The organism is Limnohabitans parvus II-B4 (assembly GCF_003063455.1).
Taxonomy (GTDB): domain Bacteria; phylum Pseudomonadota; class Gammaproteobacteria; order Burkholderiales; family Burkholderiaceae_C; genus Limnohabitans_A; species Limnohabitans_A parvus.
Map to the genome: position 1 here is coordinate 350,261 of NZ_NESN01000002.1, position 22,709 is coordinate 372,969.

Consider the following 22,709-nt stretch of genomic DNA (forward strand, 5'->3'; position numbering starts at 1 on the left):
CAGTCTCGCATATTTTTGTTTCAACCGCATCCATGAAAGTGCCTATGCTCACCGTTCGCATCTGGGATTTGCCCACCCGCCTCTTTCATTGGGCCTTGGCGGCCTCCGTGGTCGGTCTGGTCATCACGGGTCAAGTTGGCGGAGAGGCCATGGCCTGGCATTTCCGTCTTGGATACAGCGTCTTGGCACTTTTGCTGTTTCGACTCGCTTGGGGTTTTTGGGGCGGCCATTGGTCACGTTGGGCTCAACTGCCACTCAAGCCCTCTAGCGTCTGGGCTTACGTCCAAGGCCGCGCTACACCCGCACATCTCGTTGGCCACAACCCGCTGGGTTCTTGGTCGGTCGTGGCCTTGCTCTTTTTTCTGGGGCTTCAAGTGGCTACGGGCTTGGTCAGTGACGATGAGATCGCCACCATGGGGCCCTTGTCTTCCTGGGCATCGGGTGCAGTGGTCAGCTGGGCCACCAGTTGGCACAAAAGCTGGGGCAAGCTCATCCTGATCGCGTTGGTGGCGATCCATCTGCTGGCTCTGGCTTGGTACCGTTGGCAAAAAAACTCTTCGCTCGTGCCCGCGATGTGGCATGGCGACAAGGTTTTGACAGCGCCACTCCCCGCTTCTCGCGACAACCTCATCAGCCGCGGCCTGGCTTTGCTTCTGTTGACTCTGGCAGGACTGGTCGTGGCGTTGCTGGTGTCCTTGGGTAACTGAGAAAGTTCAAACCGCTGGACAGGTTTGAACAGCCGCTACACTGTTGTTCCGATTTGTATTTCCGATGTCCACCTTGCACAAGCCATCTGTTCAACTGCTGCACCCGGTCAGTGATGATGACTGGATAGAAACCCGCTCCATCTTCCAGGAATACGCATCCAGTCTCAAAGTCGATCTCTGCTTTCAGGGCTTTCAAGATGAACTGGCAGGTTTGCCTGGCGATTACGCAGAACCTCGCGGCACGCTGCTGCTGGCTTGGGTCAATGGCGCTGTTGCCGGTTGCTGCGCATTGAGACCGCTGGATGCCTCAGACTACACCAATGCGGCAGAAATGAAGCGCTTGTATGTGCGTCAAGCTTTTCGCGGCCTGGGGCTTGGCAGGCAATTGACAGAAGGCATTCTCGATGCCGCTCGCAAAGCGGCTTACAGCTGCGTGTTGCTGGACACCCTGGACGACATGGAGTCCGCGAGGGCGTTGTATGAAGACCTCGGGTTTGAAGAAATTCCACCGTACTATCACAACCCTCATGCGGGTGCGCATTACCTCAAAGTGGACATTGATTAAGCCAGCAAATTGGCAACAAAAAAAGGGACCGTGGTCCCTTTTTTGTGGTCCGGGCATTTTCAGCCTTTGGCTTGGGCCAACAGAGTGGCCGCATCGCTGACTTCGAATTTTCCTGGGCCTTCCACATTCAAGGTGGCCACTTTGCCATCTTTCACCAACATGGAATACCGGTTACTGCGCACGCCCATGCCGCGGCTGGTCAGATCGAGCGTCAAGCCCGTGGCTTTGCTGAAATCCGCACTGCCATCACCCAGCATGCGCACCTTGGTGCCCGTTTTCTGGTCACGGGCCCATGCGCCCATGACAAATGCGTCGTTCACGCTCACGCACCAGATTTCATCCACCCCTGCAGCTTTGAAGGCATCGAAATTCTCCACATAACCGGGCACGTGTTTGGCCGAGCAGGTGGGTGTGAAGGCACCAGGCAAGGCAAACAGGGCGATGGTTTTACCGGCCGCTGCTTTGGCGACGTCGACAGGGTTGGGTCCGATGCTGCAGCCGTTTCCTTCTACTTCGACGAATTCCATCAGGGTGGCAGCTGGCAGGGTGTCTCCGACTTTGATCATGTTGTGCTCCATTTATTGGTGTGGCTAAACGCCGAGGTAAAAAAAAACGACCCATCATTGTGGGTCGTTTTTTGAAAGTGTGCAGAAGTCAGGCTTTTGGGCTTAGACGGCTGCAGCTTTCTGAACCAGGCGAGTAGCCACCCAGTTTTTGGTCTTCGAAATCGGACGGCTTTCCGTGATTTCGATGGTATCGCCCAGGTGGTATTGACCTGTTTCGTCGTGCGCGTGGTACTTGCTCGACTTGGCCACGATCTTGCCGTAGAGCGCGTGTTTCACACGACGCTCGACCAGCACGGTCACGGTTTTGGCGCGCTTGTCGCTGACCACCTTGCCAATCAAGGTGCGCTTGAGGGATGTTTTAGCTTCCGTCATGGTCACTCCTTACTTGGCGGCTTGCTTTTGGGCAAGGATGGTTTTGGCACGAGCGATGGAACGACGGGTTTCGCTCAACGTTCCGGTGTTGCCGAGTTGTTGCGTGGCTTTTTGCATACGCAGACCAAAGTGGGCTTTTTGCAGCGCCTTGATCTCGTCTTTCACACCAGCAACGTCTTTTTGGCGCAGTTCAGCAGCTTTCATTTCTTGTTTCTCCTGAATTACTGGCCGATCATGCGTGCCACAAAAGTGGTACGCAGGGGCAACTTGGCAGCGGCCAATTTGAAGGCTTCGCGGGCCAACTCTTCGGGCACGCCTACGATTTCGTAGAGCACCTTACCGGGTTGGATCTCGGCCACGTAGTACTCGGGGTTACCTTTACCGTTACCCATACGCACTTCAGCAGGCTTGGTGGAAATCGGCTTGTCAGGGAACACACGAATCCAGATGCGACCACCACGTTTGACGTGACGGGAAATCGCACGGCGTGCGGCTTCGATCTGGCGGGCCGTCAAACGACCGCGATCTGTGGACTTCAGGCCGAAGTCACCGAACGCCACCGTGTTACCACGGGTAGCGACGCCGGTGTTGCGGCCTTTCTGTTCCTTGCGGAACTTTCTGCGAGCAGGTTGCAGCATGTTGTTACTCCTTATTGACCGTCAGCTGCTGCAGCTGGCGCGGCGACTGTGCGTACGCGCTTAACGGCGGGTTTGGCATCACCGCCTGCACCGGCGGGCTTGTCGCTACCGTCAGTGGGGGCTGTGTTGGTGCCAGCGGGGCGACGTGGGCCACCACGACGATCACCTGTTGGGCGATCACCAGGACGGGCGTCACGGCGAGGACCACGTGGGCGGCGCTCTTCTTCTGCACGCGGCTCAGCCAGCGCAGGAGCATCGTTGCGACCCAAGGTGTCACCTTTGTAGACCCAGACCTTGACACCGATGATGCCGTAGGTGGTCTTGGCTTCGGAAGTGGCGTAGTCGATGTCAGCGCGCAGGGTGTGCAATGGCACACGGCCTTCGCGGTACCACTCGGTACGCGCAATTTCGATACCGTTCAGACGGCCAGCCGACATGATCTTGATGCCTTGGGCACCCAGACGCATGGCGTTTTGCATGGCGCGTTTCATGGCGCGGCGGAACATGATCCGCTTTTCGAGCTGCTGGGTGATGCTGTCAGCGATCAGTTGGGCATCGATTTCAGGCTTGCGCACTTCTTCGATGTTGACCGCAACGGGCACGCCCAAGCGAGCAGCGAGTTCTTTTTTGAGCAACTCGATGTCTTCGCCTTTTTTACCGATCACCACACCTGGACGAGCCGAGAAGATGGTGATGCGGGCGCTCTTGGCTGGACGCTCGATCAGCACGCGAGAAACCGCGGCGTTCTTGAGCTTTGCCTTGAGGTACTCACGCACCTTGATGTCTTCGGCCAGCATGCCGGCGAAGTCACGGTTGTTCGCATACCAGCGGCTTGCCCAGTTACGGCTCACGGCCAGGCGGAAACCGGTAGGATGGATTTTCTGTCCCATAGTTCTTCCTGATTAATTGCCGACCGTCACATACACATGGCATGTGGGCTTGCTGATACGGTTGCCACGGCCTTTGGCGCGGGCAGTGAAACGCTTGAGCGTGGTGCCTTGCTCGACGTAGATGGTTTTCACCTTCAACTCGTCGATGTCAGCGCCATCATTGTGTTCAGCGTTGGCGATAGCGGACTCGAGAACCTTCTTGACGATGCCAGCAGCTTTTTTCTGCGTGAATGTCAAGATGTTCAGAGCTTGATCCACTTTTTTACCGCGAATCAAATCGGCGACCAAGCGGCCTTTATCGACCGACAAACGGACGCCCCGGAGGACTGCACGTGTTTCCATGGTCTTTCCTTATTTCTTCTGGACTTTTTTGTCCGCAGGGTGACCCTTGAATGTCCGGGTCAATGCGAATTCGCCCAATTTGTGGCCAACCATCTGGTCGGTCACATAAACAGGAACGTGTTGCTTGCCGTTGTGAACGGCGATGGTCAGACCGATGAAATCGGGCAAAACCATGGAGCGACGCGACCATGTCTTGACGGGCTTTTTATCTTTGGTGGCAACGGCTTTTTCAACCTTGGCCAGCAAATGGTGGTCAACGAATGGACCCTTTTTGAGAGAGCGTGTCATTGTCTAACCCTTACTTCTTGCGACGCGACACGATCATGACCTGTGTGCGCTTGTTGTTACGGGTACGGTAGCCCTTGGTGAGGTTGCCCCACGGGTCTACTGCATGACGGCCTTCGCCGGTACGGCCTTCGCCACCACCGTGCGGGTGATCCACAGGGTTCATGGCCACGCCACGAACCGTTGGGCGGATACCCATCCAGCGCTTCACACCGGCCTTGCCCAATTGGCGCAGGCTGTGTTCTTCGTTGGCGACTTCACCAATCGTTGCGCGGCACTCGATGTGGATCTTGCGAACTTCACCGGAGCGCATACGCACTTGAGCGTAGATGCCTTCACGAGCCAACAGCGTTGCCGAAGCACCAGCTGAACGGGCGATCTGAGCACCGGCACCGGGCTTGAGCTCGATGCAATGGATGGTCGAACCCACTGGGATGTTGCGGATGGGCAATGTGTTGCCAGCGCGGATAGGCGCCTCTGGACCCGACAACAGGGTTGCACCGGCTTCAATGCCGCGGGGGGCAATGATGTAACGGCGCTCGCCATCGGCGTAGCACAGCAAAGCAATGTGCGCAGTACGGTTTGGATCGTACTCAATGCGCTCGACTTTCGCCGGGATCGCATCTTTGTTGCGCTTGAAATCGACCACGCGGTAGTGGTGCTTGTGACCACCGCCTTTGTGGCGAGTTGTGATGTGACCGTTGTTGTTACGGCCCGACTTCTGGTGCTGGGGTTCCAGCAACGGAGCGTAGCCTTCACCTTTGTGCAGGTGGTCACGTGTGACCTTCACCACGCCACGACGGCCTGGGGATGTCGGTTTGATCTTGATGACAGCCATGATTACGCAGCCTCCCCGGACAGGTTCAGCTCTTGACCTGGTTGCAGCGTGACATAAGCCTTGCGAACGTTGTCGCGACGGCCAATGGTCTTGCCAAAACGCTTGGTCTTGCCCTTGGTATTCACCACAGACACGCCTTTGACCTCAACCTTGAACATCAATTCCACAGCGGCTTTGATTTCAGGCTTGGTAGCGTCCTGCAGCACTTTGAATGTCACAGCGTTGGATTTCTCTGCAACCATGGTGGCCTTTTCGGACACGATGGGCGCAACCAGCACGGACATCAGACGACCTTCGTCAAACTTCACGGCGCTCATGCAAACATCTCCTTGAGTTTGTCCATGGCACCTTTGGTCACGAGGACTTTCTTGAAGTTCACCAAAGACACGGGATCGGCGTAACGTGGCTCAACAATCAGGATGTTGATCAGGTTGCGCGATGCCAAGTACAGGTTTTCGTCGACTTCGTCAGCGATCACCAGCACGTTGTCGAGACTCATGGCCTTGAACTTGGCAGCGAGCTGCTTTGTTTTGGGCGTTTCGACTTTGAAGGAATCCACCACAGCCAGACGGCCTTCGCGGGCCAGCTGCGAGAAGATCGAAGCCATACCAGCGCGGTACATCTTCTTGTTGATCTTCTGTGTGAAGTTTTCGTCAGGCATGTTCGGGAAAATCCGACCACCGCCACGCCACAAAGGCGAGGAAGTCATACCAGCACGAGCGCGACCAGTGCCTTTTTGTTTGAAAGGCTTCTTGGTGGAGTGGTGAACTTGTTCACGGTCCTTTTGGGCGCGGGTGCCTTGACGGGCGTTGGCCTGATAAGCCACCACGATTTGGTGGATCAGGGCTTCGTTGTATTCACGACCGAACACGGTTTCAGGCGCGTCCACTTTGGAAGCGGCTTGGCCTTGGTCGTTCAGGAGTTCGAGCTGCATCAGTTCGCTCCTTTAGCTTTGATGGCGGGACGCACGGTCACGAAACCACCCTTGGAACCAGGAATGGCACCCTTGACCATCAACAGGCCACGGGCTTCGTCAACGCGGATGACGGCCAAGTTCTGAGTGGTGCAAGTCACATCACCGCGGTGACCCGACATTTTCTTGCCTGGGAACACGCGGCCTGGATCTTGGGCCATCGAAATCGAACCGGGCACGTTGTGCGAACGGCTGTTACCGTGCGATGCGCGCTGCGATTTGAAGTTGTGACGCTTGATCGTGCCGGTAAAGCCCTTACCAATGGAAGTGCCTTGCACGTCCACTTTCTGGCCCACAGCAAAAACGGCTGCCACGGGCACAGTGGCGCCTGCGGCGTACTGGGCTGCCGTGTCAGATGTCACGCGGAATTCTTGAATGATTTCACCGGCTTCAACACCGGCTTTGGCCAAGTGACCAGCGATGGGCTTGGTCACGCGAGATGCCTTGCGGGCACCAAATGTCACTTGCAAAGCGACATAGCCATCGTTCTCTTGGGTTTTGACCTGGGATACGCGGTTGTTAGACACATCCAACACTGTGACAGGAACGGAATCCCCATCATCAGTGAACAGACGCATCATGCCCACCTTGCGACCCAGCAACCCGAGGGAGTTGCTCAGACTCATTGTTTTCTCCAAAACTTCCACCGCAGCCACTTCAATTGGCAGCCACGTTTGGTATGTGAAAGACTGTTAATAAATCTCACCCCAAAAGAGGTGAGCCTGAAATTATAGCCCGACTCGCCATTTCTGGCAAATCAGGCCTCATTTCAAGTTTTTGGACGGCCTTTCAGCCGCCCCGAACCGCATTACTGCAGCTTGATTTCGACGTCCACACCAGCGGGCAGATCGAGTTTCATCAGGGCGTCGACAGTTTTGTCTGTAGGGTCCACGATGTCCATCAAACGCTGGTGCGTGCGGATTTCCAACTGGTCACGGCTGGTCTTGTTGACGTGCGGCGAACGCAGGATGTCAAAACGCTTCATGCGTGTTGGCAAAGGCACTGGGCCCTTGACAATCGCGCCAGTGCGCTTGGCAGTGTCAACGATCTCGGCAGCGGACTGGTCGATCAGTTTGTAGTCAAACGCTTTCAGGCGAATGCGGATTTTTTGCTTGGATGACATGTCAATTCCTTGTGGTGAGTGTTTGCTTGCTGCAGCGCAAAGGCAGAGCCTTTGCGCCACTGATCCACAAAAGAATTAAGCGATGATCTTAGCAACCACGCCAGCGCCAACCGTGCGGCCACCTTCGCGGATAGCAAAGCGCAAGCCTTCTTCCATCGCGATGGGGTTGATCAACTTCACAGTGATCGACACGTTGTCACCAGGCATCACCATCTCTTTGCCTTCTGGCAATTCGATCGCGCCAGTCACGTCAGTCGTACGGAAGTAGAACTGAGGACGGTAGTTGTTGAAGAAAGGCGTGTGACGGCCACCTTCGTCTTTGGACAAGACATAGATCTCGCCCGTGAAGTGGGTGTGCGGCTTGATCGAGCCCGGCTTGCACAGCACTTGGCCGCGCTCGACGTCTTCGCGCTTGGTGCCGCGCAACAAGATACCGACGTTGTCGCCAGCTTGACCTTGGTCCAGCAGCTTGCGGAACATCTCAACGCCTGTGCAAGTGGTCTTGACAGTGTCTTTGATACCCACGATTTCGATTTCTTCGCCGACTTTGACGATACCGCGCTCGATACGGCCAGTCACCACAGTGCCGCGGCCAGAGATGGAGAACACGTCTTCCACAGGCATCAGGAAAGCACCGTCCACTGCGCGGTCAGGCGTAGGGATGTAAGTGTCCAGAGCTTCAGCCAACTTGAAAATGGCTTGCTCGCCCAAAGGACCCTTGTCGCCTTCCAAAGCCAACTTGGCGGAACCCTGGATGATGGGGGTGTCGTCGCCTGGGAAGTCATACTTGGACAACAATTCGCGCACTTCCATCTCGACCAGCTCCAACAACTCAGCGTCGTCGACCATGTCGCACTTGTTCAGGAACACGATGATGTAAGGCACGCCCACTTGGCGAGCCAACAAGATGTGCTCGCGGGTCTGAGGCATAGGGCCGTCAGCAGCGGAGCAAACCAAAATAGCGCCGTCCATCTGGGCAGCACCGGTGATCATGTTCTTCACATAGTCAGCGTGGCCGGGGCAGTCCACGTGAGCGTAGTGACGGTTTTCTGTTTCGTACTCAACGTGAGCGGTGTTGATCGTGATACCACGAGCCTTCTCTTCGGGGGCCGCGTCGATCTGGTCGTACGCTTTGGCAGCACCGCCGAACTTGGCAGCCAACACAGTGGTGATGGCAGCAGTCAGTGTGGTTTTGCCGTGGTCAACGTGACCGATGGTGCCCACGTTCACGTGGGGTTTGGTCCGTTCGAATTTTTCCTTAGCCATTTTTCAATCCTTAAAAAGAGCAATGCCCGTGTGTTGGTTTTATGTTTGCATCAGGTTGCTTGATCACTCCGCACGGGCACAGAGTGGCACTTGATCGCAGACAGTTTCTGAACTTTCAGATCTGACTATGGCTTGCTTTTCGCTTGCTTTTAGTCAGAGGTGCCGGAGCAAATTCGCAAGCGAATTGGGTCCGGCACACAGTCTTTTATTTTGCGCGTGAAGCCACAATGGCTTCGGCCACGTTACGTGGAGCTTCAGCGTAGTGCTTGAATTCCATCGTGTACGTTGCACGGCCTTGCGACATGGAGCGCAGTGTGGTCGAGTAACCGAACATTTCGGACAATGGCACTTCGGCCTTGATGGCCTTGCCGCCACCGACCATGTCGTCCATGCCCTGAACCATGCCACGGCGTGAGGACAAGTCGCCCATCACGTTACCGGCGTAGTCTTCAGGTGTCTCGACTTCCACAGCCATCATCGGCTCCAGAATCACGGGCTGGGCTTTGCGGCAACCTTCTTTGAAACCAAAGATGGCGGCCATTTTGAAGGCCATTTCGTTCGAGTCCACGTCGTGGTACGAGCCGAAGTGCAGCGTGACTTTGACGTCCACAACGGGGTAGCCGGCCAAAACGCCTTGACCCAAAGCTTCGATCACGCCTTTTTCCACAGCAGGGATGTATTCGCGAGGAACCACACCGCCCTTGATGGCGTCAACGAATTCAAAGCCCTTGCCTGGCTCCTGAGGCTCAACCTTCAGAACCACGTGGCCGTACTGACCCTTACCACCGGACTGACGCACGAACTTGCCTTCGGCTTCGTCCACGGTCTTGCGGATGGTTTCGCGGTAAGCCACTTGAGGCTTGCCCACGTTGGCTTCCACACCGAATTCACGCTTCATGCGGTCCACGATGATTTCCAGGTGCAATTCGCCCTGACCACCAATGATGGTTTGACCCGACTCTTCGTCGGTTTGCACGCGGAAAGATGGATCTTCAGCAGCCAGGCGGGACAAAGCAATGCCCATTTTTTCCTGGTCAGCCTTGGTCTTAGGCTCAACAGCTTGGCGGATCACGGAGTCAGGGAACACCATGCGCTCGAGTGTGATCACGGCGTTTGGATCGCACAAGGTTTCGCCGGTGGTGACGTCTTTCAAGCCCACGCAAGCAGCGATGTCGCCCGCACGGATTTCGTCGACTTCTTCACGGTTGTTGGCGTGCATTTGCACGATACGACCGATACGCTCTTTCTTGCCGCGCACCGCGTTGTAAACGGTGTCGCCCTTCTTCAGAACGCCGGAGTACACGCGAACGAAAGTCAACTGACCCACAAACGGATCGGTCATCAACTTGAATGCCAAAGCAGAGAACTTCTCTTCGTCGTCGGCTTTACGTGTGATTTCCTGCTCTTCTTCGTCGTAACCCTTGATCGCTTTCACGTCCAATGGCGAAGGCATCAATTCGAGAACCGCATCCAGCATGCGCTGCACGCCTTTATTCTTGAACGCTGTACCGCACAACATGGGCTGGATTTCGCTGTTAATGGTGCGAACACGCAGACCGTGTGTGATTTCTTCTTCGGTCAAGTCACCTTCTTCGAGGTACTTGTTCATCAGCTCTTCAGAGGCTTCAGCAGCAGCTTCCACCATCTTCTCGCGCCACTCTTTAGCGGTCTCGAGCAATTCGGCCGGGATTTCTTCGAAAGTGAACTTCATGCCCTGGGAAGCTTCGTCCCAGATGATGGCTTTCATCTTGCGCAGATCAACCACACCGGTGAAGTTTTCTTCAGCGCCGATTGGGATCACGATTGGCACGGGGTTGGCCTTCAGGCGCAACTTCATCTGCTCGACAACTTTGAAGAAGTTGGCACCGGTACGGTCCATCTTGTTCACAAAGGCCAAACGTGGCACTTTGTACTTGTTGGCCTGACGCCACACGGTTTCAGACTGGGGCTGCACGCCACCCACAGCACAGTAAACCATGCAAGCACCGTCCAGAACACGCATGGAACGCTCAACTTCAATGGTGAAGTCCACGTGGCCGGGGGTGTCGATGATGTTGATGCGGTGGTCTTCGAAAGAGCCGTCCATGCCTTTCCAGAAGCAGGTGGTCGCAGCAGAGGTGATCGTGATGCCACGCTCTTGCTCTTGCTCCATCCAGTCCATGGTGGCAGCGCCGTCGTGCACTTCACCAATCTTGTGGTTCACGCCGGTATAAAAAAGAATACGCTCAGTCGTTGTGGTTTTGCCGGCGTCAATGTGAGCCGAAATACCAATGTTGCGATAGCGCTCGATAGGGGTAGTGCGAGCCATTTATTTCTCCAATGATTAAGTACCAAAGCCCGCCACCCCTTTTGGGGCCAGCGGGCTGGCTTCTGAAAGTGTCGGGCTTCTTGATGAAACCCGTGTGCATCAGAAGCGGAAGTGCGAGAACGCCTTGTTGGCTTCGGCCATGCGGTGAACTTCGTCACGCTTTTTCATGGCGCCGCCACGGCCTTCATTGGCCTCGAGCAACTCGTTGGCCAAGCGCAGGGCCATGGACTTTTCACCGCGCTTGCGAGCGGCTTCTTTGATCCAGCGCATCGACAGGGCCAAGCGACGAACAGGGCGCACTTCAACAGGCACCTGGTAGTTCGCACCACCCACGCGGCGGGATTTCACTTCCACCATGGGCTTGACGTTGTTGATGGCGATGGAGAAGAGTTCCACAGGGTCTTTGCCTGTTTTCTTTTCCATGTTGTCGAGGGCACCGTAAATGATGCGCTCTGCAACCGCTTTTTTGCCGCCTTCCATGATCACGTTCATGAACTTGGACAATTCGACATTACCGAACTTGGGATCCGGCAGGATTTCACGTTTAGGGACTTCGCGACGACGTGGCATATTTCACCTCATATTGCTTCAGTTGGCATCTTTTCAGACACCGCGAGCGTTATTCAAAACACTCACTTACTCGACCCACCTGGACAATTCCGGGCTTCGGGTCACTTCGCTGAATCACCGCGCCACGCGGGAAACAGCACCGAAAAATTTCAACCCGAAAGGGCTTACTTGGCCTTTGGCTTCTTCGCACCGTACTTGGAGCGAGACTGCTTGCGGTCTTTCACGCCTTGCAAGTCCAGCGAACCACGGACGATGTGGTAACGCACACCTGGCAAATCCTTGACACGACCACCGCGCACCAGAACAACAGAGTGCTCCTGCAGGTTGTGGCCTTCACCGCCGATGTAGGAGATGACCTCAAAACCGTTGGTCAAGCGCACTTTGGCAACTTTACGCAGAGCGGAGTTAGGCTTTTTTGGCGTTGTGGTGTACACACGGGTGCAGACACCACGACGCTGTGGAGAGTTTTGCATCGCAGGGCTTTTGGACTTGATCGTTTCGACCTCGCGCCCCTGACGCACCAATTGATTGATGGTTGGCATTGTTTGTAACGTCCCTAAACGTTTAAAAAGACAAAAGAAACTTCTCCGCCCCAAAAGCGGAAAAGCCTGCCAGTATAACCGCCTGGCGGGCTGGTGGCAAGTTATCCACAAATGAGCAGCAATGACGCCCTGGGCGTCACTTGATCCACAGACGCACAGCGTCCCACGCCCGGCCCAGCACGCCCGCCTGTTCCACGGGCTCCAGCACCACCAAGGGCACATCCAGCAAAGCCTGCTCGCCACGCATCACCTTCAAAGTGCCCACAACCTGGCCTTTGGTGAAAGGCGCGACCAGTGGGTCCGGGCGAGCCACCTGGGTCTTGATCTGAGCGGCAGCACCGGCAGGCACGGCCACCACCAGCGGCTGGAAAGCGCCCAGCTTCAAAACAGGGGTTTTGCCTTTCCAGACTGAAGGGCTCACCACGGGCACCCCGGCGTCGAAGAGCTTGACCGCGTCAAAGGCGGTGTAACCCCAGTTCAGCAGCTTCTGGCTTTCGTTGGAACGGGCATTTTCGCTGTCAGCCCCCAAAACAATGGACAAAAGGCGACGGGCACCGACATTGGGGAAATCGCGTTTGGCCGTGGCCACCAGACAATATCCGGCTGCTTTGGTGTGCCCCGCTTTCAGGCCATCGACCGAAGGATCGCGAAACAACAACAAATTGCGGTTGCTGTCATTGGCGGCAGGGGTTCCCGCATAACGGTACTTTTTGATCGCGTAATAAGAAACGTAGTCCGGAAAATCACGCATCAACCGGCTGGCCAAGGTGGCCAGATCTCGGGCGGTGGTGGTATGCCCCGCCTCGGCCAAGCCCTCGGGATTGCGGTAATCGGTGTTCTTCATGCCCAAAACCTTGGCCTGATCGTTCATCAACTGCACAAAGCGCTCGACACTACCGCCCACCCCTTCAGCCAGTGCCACAGTGGCGTCGTTGCCCGACTGGACAATCATGCCTTTGATCAGGTCCTCGACGGGCACCCGCATTTTGGTATCGATGAACATGCGAGAACCGGGCATCTTCCACGCCCGCTCGGAAACCGGCAAGGTTTGCTTGAGGTCGATCTTGCGGGATTTCAGGGCATCAAACACCAAATAGGCCGTCATCAGCTTGGTCAGCGAAGCCGGCTCAACCGCCATGTCGGGGTCTTTGGCCGCCAAGATCTGGTTGGCTGTCACATCGATCAGCAAATACGCCCTGGCCGCCACTTCGGGGGGCTGCGGCATTTGGGCCTGAGCACTCAAGGTGAAAGCGGCCAGCAAAGTCGCCGCCAGATTTTTGAGAAATCGGATCATAAATCTCTGTCTTTTCGTCGTGGCGCACCCCGCTTAGGCGGTGCATCCGGCATCAGGCGCGAAGGTGACGCGCCACCAAGCTTCGCAGAAGGGGCAATTGCCCATGAAAGAAATGCTCAACCCCAGGAATCACCGTGACAGGCAAGGATTGGGGCCGAGCCCAATCCATCACACTGGACAGCGGCACCGTGTCGTCTTGCTCGCCGTGCAACACCAAGGTCTTCTCGTGCAATTCAGGGGCGACCGGGGCGACCACAAAACGCGAAGCTGCTGTACCCACCAGCACCAGCTTTTCAAGACTGCGCACCGGGGCCAAAGTCTGTGCCACGTGGCTGGTGACAAACGCACCAAACGAAAACCCGGCCAAGGCCAAGGGGCCTTGCGGGGCAACTTGCTCAACAACAGCCAGCATGTCCTCAGCTTCGCCTCGGCCTTCGTCGTAAGTGCCTGCGCTGGCACCTACCCCGCGAAAATTGAAGCGCACAGCCTGCCACCCGCACTGCACAAATGCCCTGGCCAAGGTCTGCACCACCTTGTTTTGCAGGGTGCCGCCAAACAGTGGGTGCGGGTGCGCGACGATGGCAGTCCCCCGTGCGGTACCGTCCGCCGGGACGTCGAGCAAAGCCTCAATGATCCCTGCCGATCCGGTCAATGTCAGGATTTGGGTGGCGGCATTCATCAGCGCCCCAGATGCGCTGGCGTGACCAGCCGTTCAACAACCTGACCATTCTTCAAATGCGACTCGACGATTTCGTCAATATCGGACTGGTCCACATAGGTGTACCAAACGCCCTCGGGGTACACCACAGCCACAGGCCCCCCTGAACAACGGTCCAGGCAACCGGCTTTGTTGACGCGCACCTGACCCGGCCCAGCCAGCCCCAAGTCTTTGATGCGGTTTTTGCAATGGTCAAAGGCGGCTTGTGCGCCTTGTTGTGCACAACAGGCCTCGTTGTTTTTGCGCTCGTTCAGGCAAAAAAAGATGTGGCGTTTGAAGTAAGGGGCGGCGTTTTCTGAACTCATGCCTTAATTCTAGGCGGATGCGCCATCACTGATCGTTCGAACGGTCAGCAGAAGACAGCCGACTCACCAAATAGAGCAGCAAGGCATAGGGCCACAGCCAACCCAGCCACTGGATCAGGCCATGAAAGCGGATAAACCGACCTTGCTCCCAGGTTTGAAGCGTCAAGGCAAAGTAAGCATCTGCCGAAGCGTTGTTGAGCAAGCTGATCTGCCAAACCAAAGCGGCCAGCGCCAGCACCCAACATACCCGCGCCGCACTGAACGACAGCGCGGCCATGATCACGATGGCCAGCGCCAAGCCCACCAAGACCTCGGTACTGATCCAATCCCAGGCATGGGCGGGTCCGTAAGTGAGCGCAGCGGACAAGGCACTGGCCATGAATCCGACCAACACCAAACACACGGCCGCCATGATGCGTTGTCGCCATTCACGCAGCACTCCGAAGGCCAACAAACAGGGCAACAACAAGCCAATGGCGACACACAGGATTTCGCTGACAGGCAATAAAGGCTGCAACTCCACCTCACGCAATGGCAACCATTCCAGCAACAGCGAGTCTTCCAGCACGTGGGCCAAAGCCACCTCCACCCGCTCCAACACCTGCCCCAGCCCAAAGGTCACGGGGACTGGGAACAACAAAGCCAAGGGCCACACAGCCAGCAACGCCATTGCCCCACTGGCATCGGGCACAAACCAACGGTCACGAAAGCGGCTCCAACGGTCCAACACGCCCACCCACTCCAATGCGCGGGCGGTCACAGCACCAGCAAAAGCCCCTGAAATGTTCAAGGCGGCGTCCACATTGGAAGGCACACGCACCGGCAAAAACATTTGCAAAGACTCCATCGTCAGCGACAGCGTGGCCGCCACCAAGGTGGTCAAGCCAATGACTGGTCCATGGGGTCGTGTTCTGTGCAGCGCCAAAGCCAGCAAAAAGCCAAAAGGCGCATAACCCACCACATTGGCAAGCACATCAAACCCTGTCCAGTAGCGGGGCAAGGGTGCCGTCAAAAAAGCCCAAGGGGCAATGCCTTGAATGCGCCAGCTGTCAAAGGGGTACAGACTGGCGTAAACAATCAAGATGGCATAAATCCACACCAAGGGCCAAGCTGCCGTTTTGCGCAGGTGAGGGGTGCGCATGCCAAGGCCTTAAAAGGGTTTAACGACCACCAGGATCACGGCCGCCAACATCATGAGCACCGGTGCCTCGTTGAACCAGCGAAACCACACGTGGCTGCGTTGCATTTGCCCTTGGGTGAATTTTCGAAGAATGACGCCACAACCATGGTGGTAGCCCATCAAAGCCACCACGATGGCCAGCTTGGCATGCATCCAGCCCTGTCCAGGACCTTTGCCAATGCCGTAGTAAAGCCACAACCACAAACCCAAAGCCAAAGCGGGAATGGCCAAAATGGTCATGAAACGGTACAACTTGCGAGCCATCAGCAGCAGGCGCTCCCGCTCGGCCACCGACCCTGGCTCCACCATGGCCAGATTGACAAAAATGCGCGGCAAGTAAAACAAGCCGGCAAACCAGCTGGCGATGAAGACGATGTGAAGGGCTTTGATCCAGAGCATGGTGCAAGTGTAGTCAGGATGGCTGGACCGGCACAAATGGGGTGCCAAGGCAAAAAAAACCCCCGGCCAGGGGCCGAGGGTGGGAAGCCCTTCCGCGTTACCGCATCCAGGCCCCGCTCAGGGAGGAAAAGCGGGAGGCAGCAAGCTGCCCGGACTGAATTTATCAAATAACAAAACCATTAACAAGTTCAATTTTAATTTTTGTGTTGTTTTTATTGGTTGAGGGATGCGCGCCTTGGCCAGAGGCCAGGAAGCCCCAGACTTTGGGTGCCGGGCATGACTTCAGGCACAATTTTCAATATGAACCCCGTCGCCCCCTTCCCCTTGAGCCGCCCACGACGCCTGCGCCGTGACGAATTCACCCGCAACTTGGTGCGCGAACACCAGGTCACGCCACATGACCTCATCTACCCCGTCTTCGTGCTGGACGGTCAGAACCAGCGCCAAGCCGTGGGCTCCATGCCCGGCGTGGAACGCCTGAGTCTGGACCTGTTGCTGCCGGTGGCCGAAGACTGCGTGAAACTCGGCATCCCGGTGATGGCGCTGTTCCCAGTGATCGACGCCAGCCTCAAGGACCCCACAGGCAGCGAAGCCATGAACCCCGACGGCCTGGTGCCGCGCGTGGTGCGCGAGCTGAAAAAACGTTTTCCCGAACTGGGCGTGATGACCGACGTGGCGCTCGACCCCTTCACCAGCCACGGCCAGGACGGCCTGCTGGACGAGACCGGCTACATCTTGAACGACGAAACCACCGCCGTGCTGGTGCAACAAGCCCTGACGCAAGCCGAAGCCGGCGTCGACATGGTCGCCCCCAGCGACATGATGGACGGGCGCATCGGCGCAATCCGCCAGGCGCTCGAAGCGCGCGGCCTGATCCATACCCGCATCATGGCCTACAGCGCCAAGTACGCCAGCGCCTTTTATGGCCCCTTCCGCGACGCCGTGGGCTCAGCCAGCAACCTGGGCAAGAGCAACAAGAAGGTCTACCAAATGGACCCGGGCAACAGCGACGAAGCCCTGCGCGAAGTCGCCATGGACCTGGCCGAAGGCGCCGACATGGTGATGGTCAAGCCCGGCATGCCTTACTTGGACATCGTGCGCCGCGTCAAAGACGAGTTCAAGGTGCCGACCTTCGCTTACCAGGTGTCGGGCGAGTACGCCATGCTCAAAGCCGCTGCACAAAACGGCTGGCTCGACCACGACCTGGTGATGATGGAAAGCCTGCTGGCCTTCAAGCGCGCAGGCGCCGACGGCGTGCTGACCTACTTTGCACGCGATGCGGCCCGCCTGATCCGCCAAGGCTGATCGCATGCGGGTCTTCAACATCGCAGGCACACAGGTACACGCTGGGTTGGCCTTGCCCCAGCAACTGCCTGAGCACGGTTATGTCTGGATTGCCTGCTCACGTGAACAATTTCAATCAGAGCTGGCATCCATCCAAAACAGCCTTGAACAGCTGACAGGTCAGACCTTGGTGGACTTGCACGTCTCGGACCTGCTGAACGCCCAGCTGCCCTCGCGCTTTGACTACAGCTCGCATTACGACCTGATGGTGTTCCGGCGGCTGGCCCAGCGCCCGGATGGTGTAAACGCCAAGCCGGACAACAGCCTCGACCTGCAAAGCGGCAAACGCCCCGGCCCACCGGTGCTGCACCGCATTGACACCAGTCCGGTCGGCTTTGCGGTGTTTGACCGGGTGCTGCTGAGCGTGCACCCGGCCGACTGCGCCGTGCGCGAAGCCTATGCCGCCCGGCTACTGGCCAGCACTCAAGCCCAGGATGCAAGCGCTAGCGACTCCCGCTCAACCGGCGCACGCGGCGTGCCCCACAGCCCGGCCGACATGATGCTGCGCATCGTCAGCCACATGGTCGATGGTTATCTGGACTTGCGCCGCGAACTGAGCCGCCAGCTCGACCACTGGCAAGCCGAACTGCTGCACCCGCGCACGCGCTTTAACCGTTGGGACGCCCTGCTACACGCCCGCATGGCGCTGCACCAGCTCGAAGCCTTGTGCGACGACCAGCACACCGCCATGCAAAGCTGGACCGAGTCACTGGACAGTTGGCGGATTACACCCGACAACACAGCGCAGCGCGAACACGAGCTGCTCAAAATCCGCAGCCGCGATGTGCTGGAGCACATCGACCGCGTGGTCCAACACGTGCGCCGCCTGGAGCACAACACCGAAACGGCGGTGCAAATGCACTTCAATGTGCAGGGCAACCGCACCAACGACATCATGCGCACCCTGACCGCGTTGACGGCCATCTTTTTGCCACTGAACCTGATCGCAGGCATTTTTGGCATGAACTTCGAGTTCATCCCCTGGCTGCACCAGGCCTCGGGCTTTTGGTGGACGCTGGGCACAATGGGCACCATCGCGCTGGTCATGGGTCTGGTGTTCTGGCGCAAACGCTATCTGGCGCGGACGGGCGAGTAAGCGCGAAACATCACCAGCCCATCTCGTCACCCCCGACTCGATCGGGGGTCCATGTCTTCGTCAACCCTGGATACCCGCATGCGCGGGTATGACATCTTCAGTCGTTCAACCCAAATGTTGCTTGAAAAACGCGAGTGTGCGTTCCCGCGCCAATTGGGCCGATGGTGCATGCCAAGAACCACGCTGATCGCAGTTGAAGCCGTGATGCGCCGCATAGGTGAACACCTGCACTGCGGGATGCGCTTTCTTGAAAGCCTCAACGGAATCGAGCGGAATCCACTTATCTTCCTCAGCAAAATGCGCCAACACGGGCACCCGTGGCTGACGGGAAATTTCAGCATCGGTCGTCATGCCGCCACCGTAATAAGGCACCGCAGCGCTCAGGCCCTTCAAGGAACAAGCGGCACGCCAGGTCAGCAAACCACCCCAGCAATACCCCACGATGCCAACCTTACCGCCCGCGGCTTGCACCGCATGGTCAATCGCTGCCTGAATGTCCTGCATCACACCGGGCGCAGGCAAAGCCTCGACCGCCGTTTTGTAGCCAAAGCCTTCGCCCATGTCGGCTTCGGCATAGCCCAGCTCGACACCAGGTTTGACGCGATGAAAGGCCGCAGGTGCCACGGCCAGATAACCCTCGGCGGCATAGCCATCGGCCACATTGCGGATGTGGCTGTTCACGCCAAAAATCTCCTGGATCACCACCACAGCACCCTTGGGCGCGTCCACTGGGCTAGCGACATAAGCAGACACCGCTGTGCCGTCCGCAGATTTCAATTCCATCATCATTCCCATTTTCAGCTCCTCAAATCAGTTCAACCACATCAACAGGCCAGCGCACGCTCGACAAAATCAAGCCGGTCCTGACCCCAAAAAATCTCGCCATCCACCACATAGCTTGGTGCGCCAAACACACCTGCGTCAATCGCTGCCTGGGTATAGGTTTCGTAGCGCACCTGAACGGCCTGGCTGTGCGACTGTTCCAGCAAGCTGGCGGGCAAACCCTGCTCTTGCAACAACTCGGCCAGCACCTTGTCATCGGCCATGTTGCGCTCTTGGGCCCAGCAGGCCGCCAGCACCGCCCCGGCAATCGCCATGGCCGCCGCTGCACCTTGGGCGATGTCGGCCGCGATGATCAGGCGAGCCGCGTCGTCACCCCCCACCGGAAAGTATTGGGGCTTCAGGTTCAAAGGCAAATTCTGGTGCTGGCTGTAGCGCTGCAACTCCACCAACCGATAGGCTTGACGCTGCGGCGCACGCTGCCCCAAAGGCAAGCCCCCCGAAATCGGGAACACCTTGCCGCCCAAGTCGATCGGCATCACGTGCACCGTGGCCCCGGTACGCTGCACGATGTCAGCCAGTCGTTGGTGACCCAAATAAGCCCAAGGGCTTTGCGGGGCGAAGTAATAGTCCACTGTGCGACCCATGCTGTCTCCTTGTCTGTTGTGTAATCTTTGGACAAAACAGCGGTTGTACCCGCCATCACGAATTTTTGCAGGAGACATGCCATGAACAAGGTCTTGTTGGTGACCGGCGGCAGCCGGGGAATTGGGGCTGCGACAGCCCTGTTGGCAGCCCAACACGGCTGGTCGGTGGCAGTGAACTACACCGCCAACTCACTGGCGGCTGATGAAGTGGTCCGGCAGATCCGCGCGTCGGGCGGGCAAGCCATGTCGGTCCAGGCGGATGTGGCCGACGAAGCGCAAGTGCTGCGGATGTTCGAACACATCGATGCCAAGCTGGGCCGCTTGTCGGGCTTGGTCAACAACGCTGGTGTGGTCGATGTCGCGGCCAGGGTGGACGAAATGAGCGTGGCCCGCTGGAAACGCATGTTCGACATCAACGTGATCGGCAGCCTCATGTGTGCCCGAGAAGCCGTGCGCCGCATGAGCACCCGCTATGGCGGCGATGGCGGCAGCATCGTCAACGTGTCCAGCGCCGCTTCGCGTCTGGGCTCACCCAACCAATATGTGGACTATGCCGCTGCCAAAGGCGCGATCGACGCCTTCACCATTGGCTTGTCCAAAGAAGTAGCGGCCGAGGGCATCCGCGTGAATGCGGTGCGACCGGGGCTGATTGAAACCGAAATCCACGCCTCGGGTGGCCTGCCCAACCGCGTGAAAGACCTGCAACACCTGGTGCCCGCCCAGCGCGGCGGTACTGCCCAAGAGGTGGCCGAGGCGATTGTCTGGCTGCTGAGTGACAGCGCCAGTTACACCACCATGAGTTTCTTGGACGTTTCCGGAGGCCGCTGATGCCACAGATCAAGTATTACTGGGAAGATTTTGCGGTGGGCCAAGTGCGCGACCTGGGCACCATCTCCCCGACCCGTGAAGAGATCATCGCCTTTGCCAGCCAGTTTGACCCGCAACCCTTTCACCTGGACGACGAAGCGGCCAGAGCCTCGGTCTTTGGCGCCCTCTCGGCCAGCGGCTGGCACACCTGTTCGATGGCCATGCGCTTGATGGTGACCAACTTCCTGTGCGAAACATCCAGCCTGGGCTCGCCTGGCCTGGAAGGCCTCAAATGGCTCAAACCCGTCTACCCCGGCGACACCTTACGCCTGCAAAGCACCATGCTGGAGACCAAGCCCATGGGCAAACGTCCCGATGTGGGCATGACGCGCAACCTGTGGGAAATGTTCAACCAGCACGGCGACAAAGTGCTGCACATGGAAGGCTGGGGCATGTTCCGCCGGCGCACACCGGCCGCCCCCACGCCATAAAAACTGCACAATGCGGCGATGGACTTCAAACCACTCATCACCTTGCTGGCCATCGTCAACCCTTTGGCCATCGTCCCGTTTTTCATCCACTACACCCAGGGCTTCAGTCGCGCCCAGCGCCAGCGCACCATCCTGGTGTCTTCGACCGCCGCCTTCATCGTGATCGCCGCCAGCGCCTTGCTGGGTCTGCAAATTCTGGAGTTTTTCGGCATCTCGCTGGCCAGCTTTCAAGTCGGCGGGGGCATGCTGCTGCTGACCTCCGCCCTATCGATGCTGAATGCCCAACCGGCCGAAGCCCGCGCTAACGCCGACGAAGTGCACGACGCCGAGGCCAAAGCCGCCGTGGGTGCCAGCATCGCCGTGGTGCCGCTGACCATCCCGCTGCTGACCGGCCCGGCCACCATGTCCACGGTGGTGATTTACGCCGAAAAAGCCAAGAACTTCGCCCAACTCGGCACACTCGTCAGCTACGGCGTGGTCATCGCGCTGGCCACCGCCTTGTGCTTTTCACTGGCCACACCCATTGCACGCGTGCTGGGCAAAACCGGCATCAACGTGATGACCCGTCTGATGGGGTTGATCTTGGCGGCACTGGCGGTTGAAGTGATGGCCGATGGACTGCACAAGCTGTTTCCGGTGCTGACTGGACACTGACCCATCAAAAGCCCAACGCCAGCCCTTCACGCAAATGCGCCACCAACGCTGCCACGGCGCGAGGCACATGCGGGGCATAAGGGCGGATGGCGTAGATGGTTTCGGCGAATGCACCCACCGGCTTCCAGTCGGGCAGCACGCGCACCAGCTTGCCTTGGCGCAAGGCCGCTTGAGCGCTGAAATCGGGCAACAAGGCAATGCCAGCGCCCGCGAGGGCGGCTTCCCGCAGGGCCTCGCTGTTGTTGGCTGCGAAATGGCCCATGACCGGTACCGTGATGCGTTCATCACCGCCTGAAGGCTGACGTAACTCAAAGGTCCAAGCCGGGGTGTCTTGCGAGCGAGGGTAATGCAGGCAGTTGTGTGCTTGAAGATCGGCGGGGCTTTGCGGCTCACCCTGCTTGCGCAAATAGGCCCGGGTAGCCACCAACAAGGATTCGGTGCCACACAGCGACCACGCCACATGGGTGTCGGGTGGCCGGGTGGTATGACGGATCGCCAGGTCATAGCCCTCAGTGGCCAGCGCACTCAGGCGGTCCGACATATCCAGTTCAATCCGAACGTCCGGGTAATTTTTGAGGAAATCAGTCAGCAGTGGCACAAGTTGCTGCCGCGCAAAGGCGACAGGCGCCGTCACGCGCAGCAGGCCACTGGGTTGCTCCGCCAAATCGCGCACTTGGGCAAAGCTCTGCTCGATCTGTTCAAACGATGCGCGGGTGTCGTCCACCAGCTTTTGACCGGCTTCGGTCAGGCGCAGGCTGCGGGTGGTGCGCTGCACAAGAGTGACTTTGGCGGCCCGCTCCAGCTCGGCGATGCGCTGACTCATGGCGGCCTTGCTCACGCCCAGCCGAGCGGCAGCCGCCGTGTAACTGCCTTGCTGCGCCAGCACGCTCAGCCAGTGCAGGTGGGTCCAGAGGGTGTTGATTTTTTGGTCTTCCATCCGGGTATTGTTCATTATTTTGAACAATCAATTCAGTTTTGCAGTCTTGTGGGGGGTGGTGAGGGTGCCTAC

Annotated in this window: 31 protein-coding genes; 7 read left to right on the forward strand and 24 right to left on the reverse strand. The window is 57.9% G+C overall.

Annotated elements, in window-relative coordinates:
• Nucleotides 1-44 precede the first annotated feature (44 nt).
• Both B9Z37_RS06385 and B9Z37_RS06390 read left to right on the forward strand, forming a co-directional pair.
• Nucleotides 45-707 (forward strand): cytochrome b/b6 domain-containing protein, encoded by a 663-nt coding sequence (locus tag B9Z37_RS06385; protein WP_240606637.1) that lies wholly within the window; start codon nt 45-47, stop codon nt 705-707.
• A 73-nt stretch (nt 708-780) separates the two neighbouring features.
• On the forward strand, nt 781-1,272 hold the full coding sequence (locus B9Z37_RS06390; RefSeq protein ID WP_108312549.1) for a GNAT family N-acetyltransferase: 492 nt from the start codon (nt 781-783) through the stop codon (nt 1,270-1,272).
• Nucleotides 1,273-1,331: 59 nt separating this feature from the next.
• Here the strand turns inward: B9Z37_RS06390 and B9Z37_RS06395 are convergent, their stop codons facing one another.
• From B9Z37_RS06395 to B9Z37_RS06495, 21 genes are all read right to left on the reverse strand, one after another.
• Nucleotides 1,332-1,838 (reverse strand): peroxiredoxin, encoded by a 507-nt coding sequence (locus B9Z37_RS06395; RefSeq protein ID WP_108312550.1) that lies wholly within the window; start codon nt 1,836-1,838, stop codon nt 1,332-1,334.
• 102 nt (nt 1,839-1,940) lie between these two features.
• Nucleotides 1,941-2,210 (reverse strand): 30S ribosomal protein S17, encoded by a 270-nt coding sequence (rpsQ, locus tag B9Z37_RS06400; RefSeq protein WP_100120205.1) that lies wholly within the window; start codon nt 2,208-2,210, stop codon nt 1,941-1,943.
• A gap of 9 nt (nt 2,211-2,219) precedes the next feature.
• Complete coding sequence (gene rpmC, locus B9Z37_RS06405) at nt 2,220-2,414, reverse strand: 50S ribosomal protein L29 (protein ID WP_019429303.1); 195 nt, start codon at nt 2,412-2,414, stop codon at nt 2,220-2,222.
• A gap of 17 nt (nt 2,415-2,431) precedes the next feature.
• Nucleotides 2,432-2,848, reverse strand: coding sequence for a 50S ribosomal protein L16 (gene rplP, locus B9Z37_RS06410; protein WP_019426900.1), 417 nt, complete (start codon nt 2,846-2,848; stop codon nt 2,432-2,434).
• 11 nt (nt 2,849-2,859) lie between these two features.
• Nucleotides 2,860-3,738 (reverse strand): 30S ribosomal protein S3, encoded by an 879-nt coding sequence (gene rpsC / locus B9Z37_RS06415; RefSeq protein ID WP_108285730.1) that lies wholly within the window; start codon nt 3,736-3,738, stop codon nt 2,860-2,862.
• 12 nt (nt 3,739-3,750) lie between these two features.
• Nucleotides 3,751-4,080 carry a 50S ribosomal protein L22 gene (rplV, locus tag B9Z37_RS06420; protein WP_019426902.1) on the reverse strand — a complete coding sequence of 110 codons (330 nt, stop codon included), beginning with the start codon at nt 4,078-4,080 and terminating at the stop codon, nt 3,751-3,753.
• A 9-nt stretch (nt 4,081-4,089) separates the two neighbouring features.
• Nucleotides 4,090-4,368, reverse strand: a complete 279-nt coding sequence (gene rpsS / locus B9Z37_RS06425) for a 30S ribosomal protein S19 (protein ID WP_007847809.1) — start codon at nt 4,366-4,368, stop codon at nt 4,090-4,092.
• 10 nt (nt 4,369-4,378) lie between these two features.
• Complete coding sequence (gene rplB, locus B9Z37_RS06430; protein WP_019429301.1) at nt 4,379-5,203, reverse strand: 50S ribosomal protein L2; 825 nt, start codon at nt 5,201-5,203, stop codon at nt 4,379-4,381.
• Nucleotides 5,204-5,205: 2 nt separating this feature from the next.
• The gene (rplW, locus tag B9Z37_RS06435) at nt 5,206-5,520 is read right to left on the reverse strand and encodes a 50S ribosomal protein L23 (protein WP_053172819.1); all 315 of its coding nucleotides are present in this window, start codon (nt 5,518-5,520) and stop codon (nt 5,206-5,208) included.
• A complete protein-coding gene (gene rplD, locus B9Z37_RS06440; RefSeq protein WP_019426906.1) occupies nt 5,517-6,137 on the reverse strand; it encodes a 50S ribosomal protein L4 in 621 nt (206 codons plus the stop codon). The genes rplW and rplD overlap by 4 nt, the downstream gene beginning before the upstream one ends.
• Entirely contained in the window at nt 6,137-6,802 is a 666-nt protein-coding gene (rplC, locus tag B9Z37_RS06445; RefSeq protein WP_108312175.1) for a 50S ribosomal protein L3, read from the reverse strand. The genes rplD and rplC overlap by 1 nt, the downstream gene beginning before the upstream one ends.
• A gap of 182 nt (nt 6,803-6,984) precedes the next feature.
• Nucleotides 6,985-7,299, reverse strand: a complete 315-nt coding sequence (rpsJ, locus tag B9Z37_RS06450; RefSeq protein WP_019426908.1) for a 30S ribosomal protein S10 — start codon at nt 7,297-7,299, stop codon at nt 6,985-6,987.
• A gap of 75 nt (nt 7,300-7,374) precedes the next feature.
• Entirely contained in the window at nt 7,375-8,565 is a 1,191-nt protein-coding gene (tuf, locus tag B9Z37_RS06455; RefSeq protein WP_108312061.1) for an elongation factor Tu, read from the reverse strand.
• A gap of 205 nt (nt 8,566-8,770) precedes the next feature.
• Nucleotides 8,771-10,873, reverse strand: a complete 2,103-nt coding sequence (gene fusA, locus B9Z37_RS06460) for an elongation factor G (RefSeq protein ID WP_108312176.1) — start codon at nt 10,871-10,873, stop codon at nt 8,771-8,773.
• 99 nt (nt 10,874-10,972) lie between these two features.
• Nucleotides 10,973-11,443, reverse strand: coding sequence for a 30S ribosomal protein S7 (rpsG, locus tag B9Z37_RS06465; protein ID WP_108312177.1), 471 nt, complete (start codon nt 11,441-11,443; stop codon nt 10,973-10,975).
• Nucleotides 11,444-11,607: 164 nt separating this feature from the next.
• On the reverse strand, nt 11,608-11,985 hold the full coding sequence (rpsL, locus tag B9Z37_RS06470) for a 30S ribosomal protein S12 (protein WP_011466063.1): 378 nt from the start codon (nt 11,983-11,985) through the stop codon (nt 11,608-11,610).
• A 136-nt stretch (nt 11,986-12,121) separates the two neighbouring features.
• Nucleotides 12,122-13,279 carry a D-alanyl-D-alanine carboxypeptidase family protein gene (locus B9Z37_RS06475; protein WP_108312178.1) on the reverse strand — a complete coding sequence of 386 codons (1,158 nt, stop codon included), beginning with the start codon at nt 13,277-13,279 and terminating at the stop codon, nt 12,122-12,124.
• Between the two features lie 52 nt (nt 13,280-13,331).
• Complete coding sequence (locus B9Z37_RS06480) at nt 13,332-13,958, reverse strand: alpha/beta hydrolase (RefSeq protein ID WP_108312179.1); 627 nt, start codon at nt 13,956-13,958, stop codon at nt 13,332-13,334.
• Nucleotides 13,958-14,302: a (2Fe-2S) ferredoxin domain-containing protein gene (locus B9Z37_RS06485; protein ID WP_108312180.1), complete on the reverse strand. Its 345-nt coding sequence runs from the start codon at nt 14,300-14,302 to the stop codon at nt 13,958-13,960. The genes B9Z37_RS06480 and B9Z37_RS06485 overlap by 1 nt, the downstream gene beginning before the upstream one ends.
• A 25-nt stretch (nt 14,303-14,327) precedes the next feature.
• Nucleotides 14,328-15,443 (reverse strand): VanZ family protein, encoded by a 1,116-nt coding sequence (locus tag B9Z37_RS06490; RefSeq protein WP_108312181.1) that lies wholly within the window; start codon nt 15,441-15,443, stop codon nt 14,328-14,330.
• 9 nt (nt 15,444-15,452) lie between these two features.
• Complete coding sequence (locus B9Z37_RS06495) at nt 15,453-15,881, reverse strand: CopD family protein (RefSeq protein WP_108312182.1); 429 nt, start codon at nt 15,879-15,881, stop codon at nt 15,453-15,455.
• A gap of 300 nt (nt 15,882-16,181) precedes the next feature.
• Between B9Z37_RS06495 and hemB the strand changes: the two genes are divergently transcribed.
• Together hemB and B9Z37_RS06505 are read left to right on the forward strand one after the other, a co-directional pair.
• Entirely contained in the window at nt 16,182-17,186 is a 1,005-nt protein-coding gene (gene hemB, locus B9Z37_RS06500; RefSeq protein ID WP_108312183.1) for a porphobilinogen synthase, read from the forward strand.
• 4 nt (nt 17,187-17,190) lie between these two features.
• The gene (locus tag B9Z37_RS06505) at nt 17,191-18,321 is read left to right on the forward strand and encodes a magnesium transporter CorA family protein (RefSeq protein ID WP_108312184.1); all 1,131 of its coding nucleotides are present in this window, start codon (nt 17,191-17,193) and stop codon (nt 18,319-18,321) included.
• Nucleotides 18,322-18,426: 105 nt separating this feature from the next.
• On the opposite strand, the gene B9Z37_RS06510 is transcribed toward B9Z37_RS06505, so the two are convergent.
• Nucleotides 18,427-19,116, reverse strand: coding sequence for a dienelactone hydrolase family protein (locus tag B9Z37_RS06510; protein WP_108312185.1), 690 nt, complete (start codon nt 19,114-19,116; stop codon nt 18,427-18,429).
• 29 nt (nt 19,117-19,145) lie between these two features.
• Complete coding sequence (locus B9Z37_RS06515; RefSeq protein ID WP_108312186.1) at nt 19,146-19,748, reverse strand: 2-hydroxychromene-2-carboxylate isomerase; 603 nt, start codon at nt 19,746-19,748, stop codon at nt 19,146-19,148.
• Between the two features lie 81 nt (nt 19,749-19,829).
• Here B9Z37_RS06515 and B9Z37_RS06520 point away from each other — a divergent pair, with 81 nt between their 5' ends.
• The 3 genes from B9Z37_RS06520 to B9Z37_RS06530 are packed head-to-tail and all read left to right on the forward strand — an operon-like array spanning nt 19,830 to nt 21,700.
• A complete protein-coding gene (locus tag B9Z37_RS06520; RefSeq protein ID WP_108312187.1) occupies nt 19,830-20,576 on the forward strand; it encodes an SDR family oxidoreductase in 747 nt (248 codons plus the stop codon).
• Nucleotides 20,576-21,046 (forward strand): MaoC family dehydratase, encoded by a 471-nt coding sequence (locus tag B9Z37_RS06525; RefSeq protein WP_108312188.1) that lies wholly within the window; start codon nt 20,576-20,578, stop codon nt 21,044-21,046. Before B9Z37_RS06520 ends, B9Z37_RS06525 begins: the two co-directional genes overlap by 1 nt.
• An 18-nt stretch (nt 21,047-21,064) precedes the next feature.
• A complete protein-coding gene (locus B9Z37_RS06530; RefSeq protein WP_108312189.1) occupies nt 21,065-21,700 on the forward strand; it encodes a MarC family protein in 636 nt (211 codons plus the stop codon).
• Nucleotides 21,701-21,704: 4 nt separating this feature from the next.
• On the opposite strand, the gene B9Z37_RS06535 is transcribed toward B9Z37_RS06530, so the two are convergent.
• Nucleotides 21,705-22,637 carry a LysR family transcriptional regulator gene (locus tag B9Z37_RS06535; RefSeq protein WP_108312190.1) on the reverse strand — a complete coding sequence of 311 codons (933 nt, stop codon included), beginning with the start codon at nt 22,635-22,637 and terminating at the stop codon, nt 21,705-21,707.
• Nucleotides 22,638-22,709 lie beyond the last annotated feature (72 nt).

What these genes read in the sequence shown, in the direction of transcription:
- rpsS (WP_007847809.1), bottom strand. Translation starts at nt 4,368, where the DNA reads ATGACACGCTCTCTCAAAAAGGGTCCATTCGTTGACCACCATTTGCTG.
- B9Z37_RS06535 (WP_108312190.1), bottom strand. Translation starts at nt 22,637, where the DNA reads ATGGAAGACCAAAAAATCAACACCCTCTGGACCCACCTGCACTGGCTG.
- B9Z37_RS06480 (WP_108312179.1), bottom strand. Translation starts at nt 13,958, where the DNA reads ATGAATGCCGCCACCCAAATCCTGACATTGACCGGATCGGCAGGGATC.
- rpsC (WP_108285730.1), bottom strand. Translation starts at nt 3,738, where the DNA reads ATGGGACAGAAAATCCATCCTACCGGTTTCCGCCTGGCCGTGAGCCGT.
- B9Z37_RS06490 (WP_108312181.1), bottom strand. Translation starts at nt 15,443, where the DNA reads ATGCGCACCCCTCACCTGCGCAAAACGGCAGCTTGGCCCTTGGTGTGG.
- rpsL (WP_011466063.1), bottom strand. Translation starts at nt 11,985, where the DNA reads ATGCCAACCATCAATCAATTGGTGCGTCAGGGGCGCGAGGTCGAAACG.
- hemB (WP_108312183.1), top strand. Translation starts at nt 16,182, where the DNA reads ATGAACCCCGTCGCCCCCTTCCCCTTGAGCCGCCCACGACGCCTGCGC.
- B9Z37_RS06485 (WP_108312180.1), bottom strand. Translation starts at nt 14,302, where the DNA reads ATGAGTTCAGAAAACGCCGCCCCTTACTTCAAACGCCACATCTTTTTT.
- B9Z37_RS06395 (WP_108312550.1), bottom strand. Translation starts at nt 1,838, where the DNA reads ATGATCAAAGTCGGAGACACCCTGCCAGCTGCCACCCTGATGGAATTC.
- rplV (WP_019426902.1), bottom strand. Translation starts at nt 4,080, where the DNA reads ATGGAAACACGTGCAGTCCTCCGGGGCGTCCGTTTGTCGGTCGATAAA.
- rpsJ (WP_019426908.1), bottom strand. Translation starts at nt 7,299, where the DNA reads ATGTCATCCAAGCAAAAAATCCGCATTCGCCTGAAAGCGTTTGACTAC.
- B9Z37_RS06515 (WP_108312186.1), bottom strand. Translation starts at nt 19,748, where the DNA reads ATGGGTCGCACAGTGGACTATTACTTCGCCCCGCAAAGCCCTTGGGCT.
- B9Z37_RS06475 (WP_108312178.1), bottom strand. Translation starts at nt 13,279, where the DNA reads ATGATCCGATTTCTCAAAAATCTGGCGGCGACTTTGCTGGCCGCTTTC.
- B9Z37_RS06385 (WP_240606637.1), top strand. Translation starts at nt 45, where the DNA reads ATGCTCACCGTTCGCATCTGGGATTTGCCCACCCGCCTCTTTCATTGG.
- rpsG (WP_108312177.1), bottom strand. Translation starts at nt 11,443, where the DNA reads ATGCCACGTCGTCGCGAAGTCCCTAAACGTGAAATCCTGCCGGATCCC.
- B9Z37_RS06495 (WP_108312182.1), bottom strand. Translation starts at nt 15,881, where the DNA reads ATGCTCTGGATCAAAGCCCTTCACATCGTCTTCATCGCCAGCTGGTTT.
- fusA (WP_108312176.1), bottom strand. Translation starts at nt 10,873, where the DNA reads ATGGCTCGCACTACCCCTATCGAGCGCTATCGCAACATTGGTATTTCG.
- rpsQ (WP_100120205.1), bottom strand. Translation starts at nt 2,210, where the DNA reads ATGACGGAAGCTAAAACATCCCTCAAGCGCACCTTGATTGGCAAGGTG.
- rplB (WP_019429301.1), bottom strand. Translation starts at nt 5,203, where the DNA reads ATGGCTGTCATCAAGATCAAACCGACATCCCCAGGCCGTCGTGGCGTG.
- rplC (WP_108312175.1), bottom strand. Translation starts at nt 6,802, where the DNA reads ATGAGTCTGAGCAACTCCCTCGGGTTGCTGGGTCGCAAGGTGGGCATG.
- tuf (WP_108312061.1), bottom strand. Translation starts at nt 8,565, where the DNA reads ATGGCTAAGGAAAAATTCGAACGGACCAAACCCCACGTGAACGTGGGC.
- B9Z37_RS06525 (WP_108312188.1), top strand. Translation starts at nt 20,576, where the DNA reads ATGCCACAGATCAAGTATTACTGGGAAGATTTTGCGGTGGGCCAAGTG.
- B9Z37_RS06530 (WP_108312189.1), top strand. Translation starts at nt 21,065, where the DNA reads ATGGACTTCAAACCACTCATCACCTTGCTGGCCATCGTCAACCCTTTG.
- B9Z37_RS06505 (WP_108312184.1), top strand. Translation starts at nt 17,191, where the DNA reads ATGCGGGTCTTCAACATCGCAGGCACACAGGTACACGCTGGGTTGGCC.
- B9Z37_RS06510 (WP_108312185.1), bottom strand. Translation starts at nt 19,116, where the DNA reads ATGGGAATGATGATGGAATTGAAATCTGCGGACGGCACAGCGGTGTCT.
- rpmC (WP_019429303.1), bottom strand. Translation starts at nt 2,414, where the DNA reads ATGAAAGCTGCTGAACTGCGCCAAAAAGACGTTGCTGGTGTGAAAGAC.
- rplP (WP_019426900.1), bottom strand. Translation starts at nt 2,848, where the DNA reads ATGCTGCAACCTGCTCGCAGAAAGTTCCGCAAGGAACAGAAAGGCCGC.
- rplW (WP_053172819.1), bottom strand. Translation starts at nt 5,520, where the DNA reads ATGAGCGCCGTGAAGTTTGACGAAGGTCGTCTGATGTCCGTGCTGGTT.
- B9Z37_RS06520 (WP_108312187.1), top strand. Translation starts at nt 19,830, where the DNA reads ATGAACAAGGTCTTGTTGGTGACCGGCGGCAGCCGGGGAATTGGGGCT.
- rplD (WP_019426906.1), bottom strand. Translation starts at nt 6,137, where the DNA reads ATGCAGCTCGAACTCCTGAACGACCAAGGCCAAGCCGCTTCCAAAGTG.